Below are 5,189 nucleotides of genomic sequence, written 5' to 3' on the forward strand. Positions count from 1 at the left end.
ATTTTTATTACCGTCAATCACCGCCTTGTCGGGGGAGACCATGCTGAGCTATAGCCTTATTCAGAAAGACTTTTGCATCAGTCTCATAGCGATTATAACGGAGGTAGTAATCAATGACTTCGCCAAGTTTATCGACAGCTCGATAGTAGTAGAGCCATTCTCCTTTTACTTTGATATAGCTCTCGTTCATACCCCATGAGCTAGATACTGGCTTCTTTATACGTGTTGTCTTGTGTTCTAGGAGTGTATTAAAGGTGGGATATAACACTGTACTACGCACTTTAAAAAAATCTCACACCTAAACAAGTCACAACGATACCTTTTGACCTTGCCAATATTGAGCTAATATGCGGATTGGACGAGCAATGGTCGTTCGTTGGTAAGAAGAAAAATCAACGTTGGCTTTGGTACGCATGGGAACCTCGATATAAACGTGTGATTGCTCATGCTTTTGGGAAAAGGGATACCGATGCCTTTAAGGAGCTGCAACGCTTATTATCAAAATTTACTATCCCATTTTACTGCATCGACGATTAGGTGTGTACAGTGCCAATCTACCGATAGAGAGGCACATCATTGGTCAACGATATACACAAAGGATAGAAAGAACCAACCTCACACTAAGATCTCGCCTCAAACTTTTAGTTCGGAACACTATTGGATTTTCGAAGTCGGAAGAGATGCACGATAAGCTTATCGGCGCCTTTGTTCAACGAGAGTACTACCATTAATCAACAGGTTGGAGTCATGACCAGAAAATGTATTGTGGGCTTCACCATCAGTTTGATATTGGTACCACAAATTTGGGGGGCAATTTGTTATGGTATTTTCTGCGTAATTTTGCCCACTCACGCTACCTTGGCGTTAAGCTATGCACCTCTAATACAGTTTCTACCATTAGCTTTTGCTTTATATAAATTATCATCAGCTTTCGCGATACAATTATGAACACTTTGACTGGTATCGTACTCTGAAAACCCAATAGAAACTGTGAATTTAGGTACACCTAGAATTTCTAAGTTCTCAATTCTCTGTCTTAATCTATTTAAGATATAAGTCAAGTTTTGCTTTGTAGACGCTGATCCTCTCAGTACGATTAAGAACTCCTCTCCCCCCCACCTAAATACAACATCCTTATTTCTAAGGTTTTCTGTAATACATTTAGATAACGACATGATGGCTTTATCACCAATATAATGACCATATTGGTCATTAATTTTCTTAAAGTTATCAATATCAATCATTGCGAAGGCTATGACCCTACTATCAACTTTCTTTTCGTCAAAAGCATCTCTTCTCTTCAGTCCTGACATTTTGTCTGTTTTAACCAAATAACTTATTTTTTATTTATTAAAATAGAAAAAATAAATAAAATATAGTAAGCATTAATAATCATGAAAAAAATTAAGGCTATTTTATCGTAGAGGTAATTAAATATAACTTTATTATCATTCACATCATAGCTTAAAAATGATACTGTATAATTATCACTGTTTATATCTGTCTTTTTAAAGTCAGTCAATCCAACTGCTATTAGTTTGCTATTTTTTAATATAGGATAAGAAAAGGTAATAACATTATGATAGGGTGGAAATGCATTTATGTATGGCTCACTGATGCAATACTCATTAATCTTCTTTTTCTTCGCGCACTGAAACCATGAACGGCTGTGGCTATCAAATTCAGAGGTTACACTCTCCGAGTAAGATATATTCTTTCCATTATCATAAGCGACATTAAAATCTTTAGAAGAGCTTAATCTATAGAACTTATCAATAAGGTCACTATCACTTTCAATGGATTCAATGATTAATAACCTATTAATTTCTGCCCTTGATATCGCTTCTGATAAAAGTGTTTCGAACCTACTCTCTACTCTATAAGCTTCATAATGAACTAGAAGTAATAATGTAATCAATGAACAAACTACCAATGCACTATGCTTATATAAGTAGCTCATAAATCTTACTAGAGAACACTCAAAAATTTTACATTTTTCTTGATTCATAGGCTATATTCCTAATGCATTATCAGAAATCGGGTCTGTATTTAAATTGGGCACCAGCTTTGACCATTGGTTTTGTCAGGTCTGTCTTAATTATTAGATATGGTTCTGTCAAAAATTCTGATAAATACGTGGCAGAACCATTCTCTAGACACAGTTATCCTGCTGTTGCATAAAATTGCACGTAGGTGGTTCCTCCAACTATCTCTATCTGACCTCGCCTCGACATCGTCCACAGATCCCGAACATGAAGATTGTCGGTCGCACATTCTAACGACTTCCAACCAAGTGCTTGCCGAGTTTTTTGCTTTGCCCAACGATGACTTGGCTCTTAGACTTTGTCCTGTGAGGTCTAGCGAAATTATGAATATGAATATCAAAGATATTAATGAGTGTTTTTTGTACAAACTCCGTTATACCTTTGCTGTGAACTTCTAGAACATTGCCGTTGTTATTGTGTCTAAAACATCATATGTCAGTACTTTTATCAACCTTGCCAGTGTCATGACTTAAATGGCGGTAGCTATGTCTACTTTGATTCACTAATCTATAGGTATTAACTGATTATTCTGTTGAAACTGATTTACTGCAACGTCTTTACAGATAAGCTCTAAAGCAGCCGCATTAGACTTATCGCTGAAATGGACGTAAAACCCCAAAGAAAATTGGGATGAAGAAAGAATTTGGGATCGTTCTTTCTTCCAGGCGAGATCCCTTCGCGTATTTATGGCTAATTAATGCCTAGCTAGCTTATACAACACTAATGATTATTTATATTAGTGCAATAACCGTGGCGGTTTTTTATTGAACATAATTGGAAGAATGAACAACGATTTGCCCCTTGAATTAGGAAACCATAGGTTGAGGGGGCGCTTTTATATTAGGATTACCGGTCTCATATAACTTCAAACCGTCCAGTTTGTTACGTGAGTGAGACTTCAGCACTTAACTGGAGGCAAATCTGTCCAAGATGTCGTGTACTGCGGTGTTAGAAGCTGACGCCGCATTTGCCACTTTTGCTCAATGCCTTGAGCGCCAAGGAATAACGTATTCTGCCCAAAACGTTGATTCAGACCATCAAACACCGACATTAACGGTGTATTGTTTGGGGCTGGGTTAAACAAGTCCGCTTGCTCTTGCCTCCCATCAACCAAATCCAATAGCCCAACTCCCACTTTGTAAAAGCGCACGCCTTCTGAAAAGAGCTGCGCTGTGAGTTCAGAAACCACTTGAGTGATTTGCGTGACATCCGCCGTTGGGTAAGGGAACCGGTGGACGACACGCCGGTTATAGGGCGCATCATCAAAGGGCGAACTCGAGGCAAAGCACATTAGCACCTTACATAAGGATTGCTGCTTTCTTGCTTTACGCGATGCAATGCCCGCGTGGTGGCACAACGCCTGACGTAATAAGGTTTCGTCTTCAATGCGTTCGCCAAAGCTGCGCGTAGAAAAGATCTGTTTTTTATCGGCTCTTGCTTCATCCCACTGTTTACAGACTTGGCCATTGAGCTCACGCACAGTGCGTTCCAACTCCACATTAAACACCTTGCGGGCCAATGGCGCCGGGTACTTGGCCAGTTGTAACGCGGTGGTGATACCAAGGTGTTTTAGGTGAGTCGTCAACCGTTTTCCTACTCCCCACACATCACTTACTGGGAGCTGAGCGAGGACGCGTTCGCGTTCCACTAAAGTATCGAGCACGCACACCCCATCAAACCCAGCGATTTTCTTTGCCGCATGGTTGGCGATCTTGGCCAGAGTTAACGTCGGTCCAATGCCCACACACACAGGTAACCGACATTCTCGCCACACCGATTTTCTGAGGGTTTGCCCATGCTCACGAAGACACGGTATCGCGAGCGCCGTTCGTTCGAAAGAGAGAAAAGATTCATCGATAGAGTAGATGTGCTGCTCAGGAGCAAATCGGCCGATGACTTCCATCATCTTGCTCGATAAGTCACCGTAAAGCTCATAGTTAGAAGAGAGCGCGATGACGCCGCGTTGCTCGCACAGTGCTTTCATCTGGAAGTAAGGCTTAAATTTTTCGACTCCGCACTCTTTGGCTTGGCGGTTTGCCGCGACTACGCAACCATCATTATTGGACAGAACAACAACAGGCTTACCACGCCATTCGGGGCGAAAGACTTGCTCGGCGCTGCAGTAAAACGCATTGGCATCAACCAGGGCAAACATTACCCTTGCCTCAATAAATGACTGGCGCGGTGACAGCGTATCGAACGTATAACGACGCCTTCCACTGTAAAGGTATCGCAATCTTGGACCAAAACCGGTGCGTGACCAGGGTTAGCAGAGAGCAGCTGGCGATGCTTAATATCAAGCAACTTACACACGAATTCGCCATTTAGGTTGGCCACAATCACATCCATATTACTCAAGGCGACATGGCGATCGACAATCAGAATATCCCCATCGAAGATACCGACCCCTTGCATCGAGTCGCCGCTCGCGCGCCCTAAAAAAGTCGCGCTCGGGTGCTCGACCAATAACTCATCTAAATCAAGCGAAAGTTGGCGGTACTCCGCAGCAGGTGACTCAAAGCCAGTGATGCCAGCACGGGCAGAAATAGGAATAACGTTCATAAATAATACTGTTTATATATACAGCATTATTATGGGTAAAAATGCCCAGAAGCGCAAGCCTGAGATGCGGCTAAGTAACACCCTAATGCTCCATGTTTCACTAAGAGGCGAGTTTGTATTCGTGGGAAAACCTGTAGAAGTAGTACTAGCGAGCCAGTGTGATGAGTTACCTCCCATCGGCTGAAGTGTTGGTTTATGGGCACACTAAGTATCGTGACGTTAAATCAGACATAAAAAACACTATTGACTATAATATTAATAACACAAAGGGTCCCCCTTCGTTCCTTTGTGTTAAAAAAAACGGCTCCCAATTGGGAGCCGTTCTTACGTCTAAATCAGAGTAAGGCACACATCTCAAGCATGAACTACACTCATAGTGCAGCAATAATTAACTTTCATAAAACTCTCTAATGAAATGCCTCTGGAATCGGAGGCATTTTTGTAGTGCGCCGAGCATGGTGCCAACCTAGGAGGTGAAAGTCCTCTACGAGCCTTGTCGAGCAGGAAACGTTAGCCTATGCAAGGGTGTCCATCGTGAGGTGGAATCTGAAGGAAGCAAAAGGCAAAACATAGCTTTGACGG

4 protein-coding genes and 2 pseudogenes are annotated in these 5,189 nt (G+C 41.8%); 1 reads left to right on the forward strand and 5 read right to left on the reverse strand.

Annotation, left to right across the window (positions count from 1 at the left end; all coding sequences use genetic code 11):
- Positions 1-25: 25 nt before the first annotated feature.
- Positions 26-217, reverse strand: a pseudogene (locus ACTRWI_RS21815) (DDE-type integrase/transposase/recombinase); the annotation flags it as partial.
- Positions 218-354: 137 nt separating this feature from the next.
- Between ACTRWI_RS21815 and ACTRWI_RS21820 the strand changes: the two are divergent.
- Positions 355-731: pseudogene (locus ACTRWI_RS21820) on the forward strand (IS1 family transposase).
- Positions 732-869: 138 nt separating this feature from the next.
- On the opposite strand, the gene ACTRWI_RS21825 reads toward ACTRWI_RS21820, so the two are convergent.
- From ACTRWI_RS21825 to ACTRWI_RS21840, 4 genes are all read right to left on the reverse strand, one after another.
- Entirely contained in the window at positions 870-1,313 is a 444-nt protein-coding gene (locus ACTRWI_RS21825; RefSeq protein WP_499133808.1) for a GGDEF domain-containing protein, read from the reverse strand.
- 23 nt (positions 1,314-1,336) lie between these two features.
- A complete protein-coding gene (locus ACTRWI_RS21830) occupies positions 1,337-2,008 on the reverse strand; it encodes a PDC sensor domain-containing protein (RefSeq protein ID WP_499133809.1) in 672 nt (223 codons plus the stop codon).
- A gap of 935 nt (positions 2,009-2,943) precedes the next feature.
- Entirely contained in the window at positions 2,944-4,200 is a 1,257-nt protein-coding gene (locus ACTRWI_RS21835) for a Y-family DNA polymerase (protein WP_499133810.1), read from the reverse strand.
- A complete protein-coding gene (locus ACTRWI_RS21840; RefSeq protein WP_499133811.1) occupies positions 4,200-4,607 on the reverse strand; it encodes a LexA family protein in 408 nt (135 codons plus the stop codon). The genes ACTRWI_RS21835 and ACTRWI_RS21840 overlap by 1 nt, the downstream gene beginning before the upstream one ends.
- Positions 4,608-5,189 lie beyond the last annotated feature (582 nt).

It is taken from the genome of Pseudoalteromonas sp. G5_S1_14_S5, from assembly GCF_054968605.1.

Excerpts from the sequence above, each read along its gene's own strand:
- ACTRWI_RS21835 (WP_499133810.1), bottom strand. The coding sequence starts at position 4,200 with ATGTTTGCCCTGGTTGATGCCAATGCGTTTTACTGCAGCGCCGAGCAA.
- ACTRWI_RS21840 (WP_499133811.1), bottom strand. The coding sequence starts at position 4,607 with ATGAACGTTATTCCTATTTCTGCCCGTGCTGGCATCACTGGCTTTGAG.
- ACTRWI_RS21830 (WP_499133809.1), bottom strand. The coding sequence starts at position 2,008 with ATGAATCAAGAAAAATGTAAAATTTTTGAGTGTTCTCTAGTAAGATTT.
- ACTRWI_RS21825 (WP_499133808.1), bottom strand. The coding sequence starts at position 1,313 with ATGTCAGGACTGAAGAGAAGAGATGCTTTTGACGAAAAGAAAGTTGAT.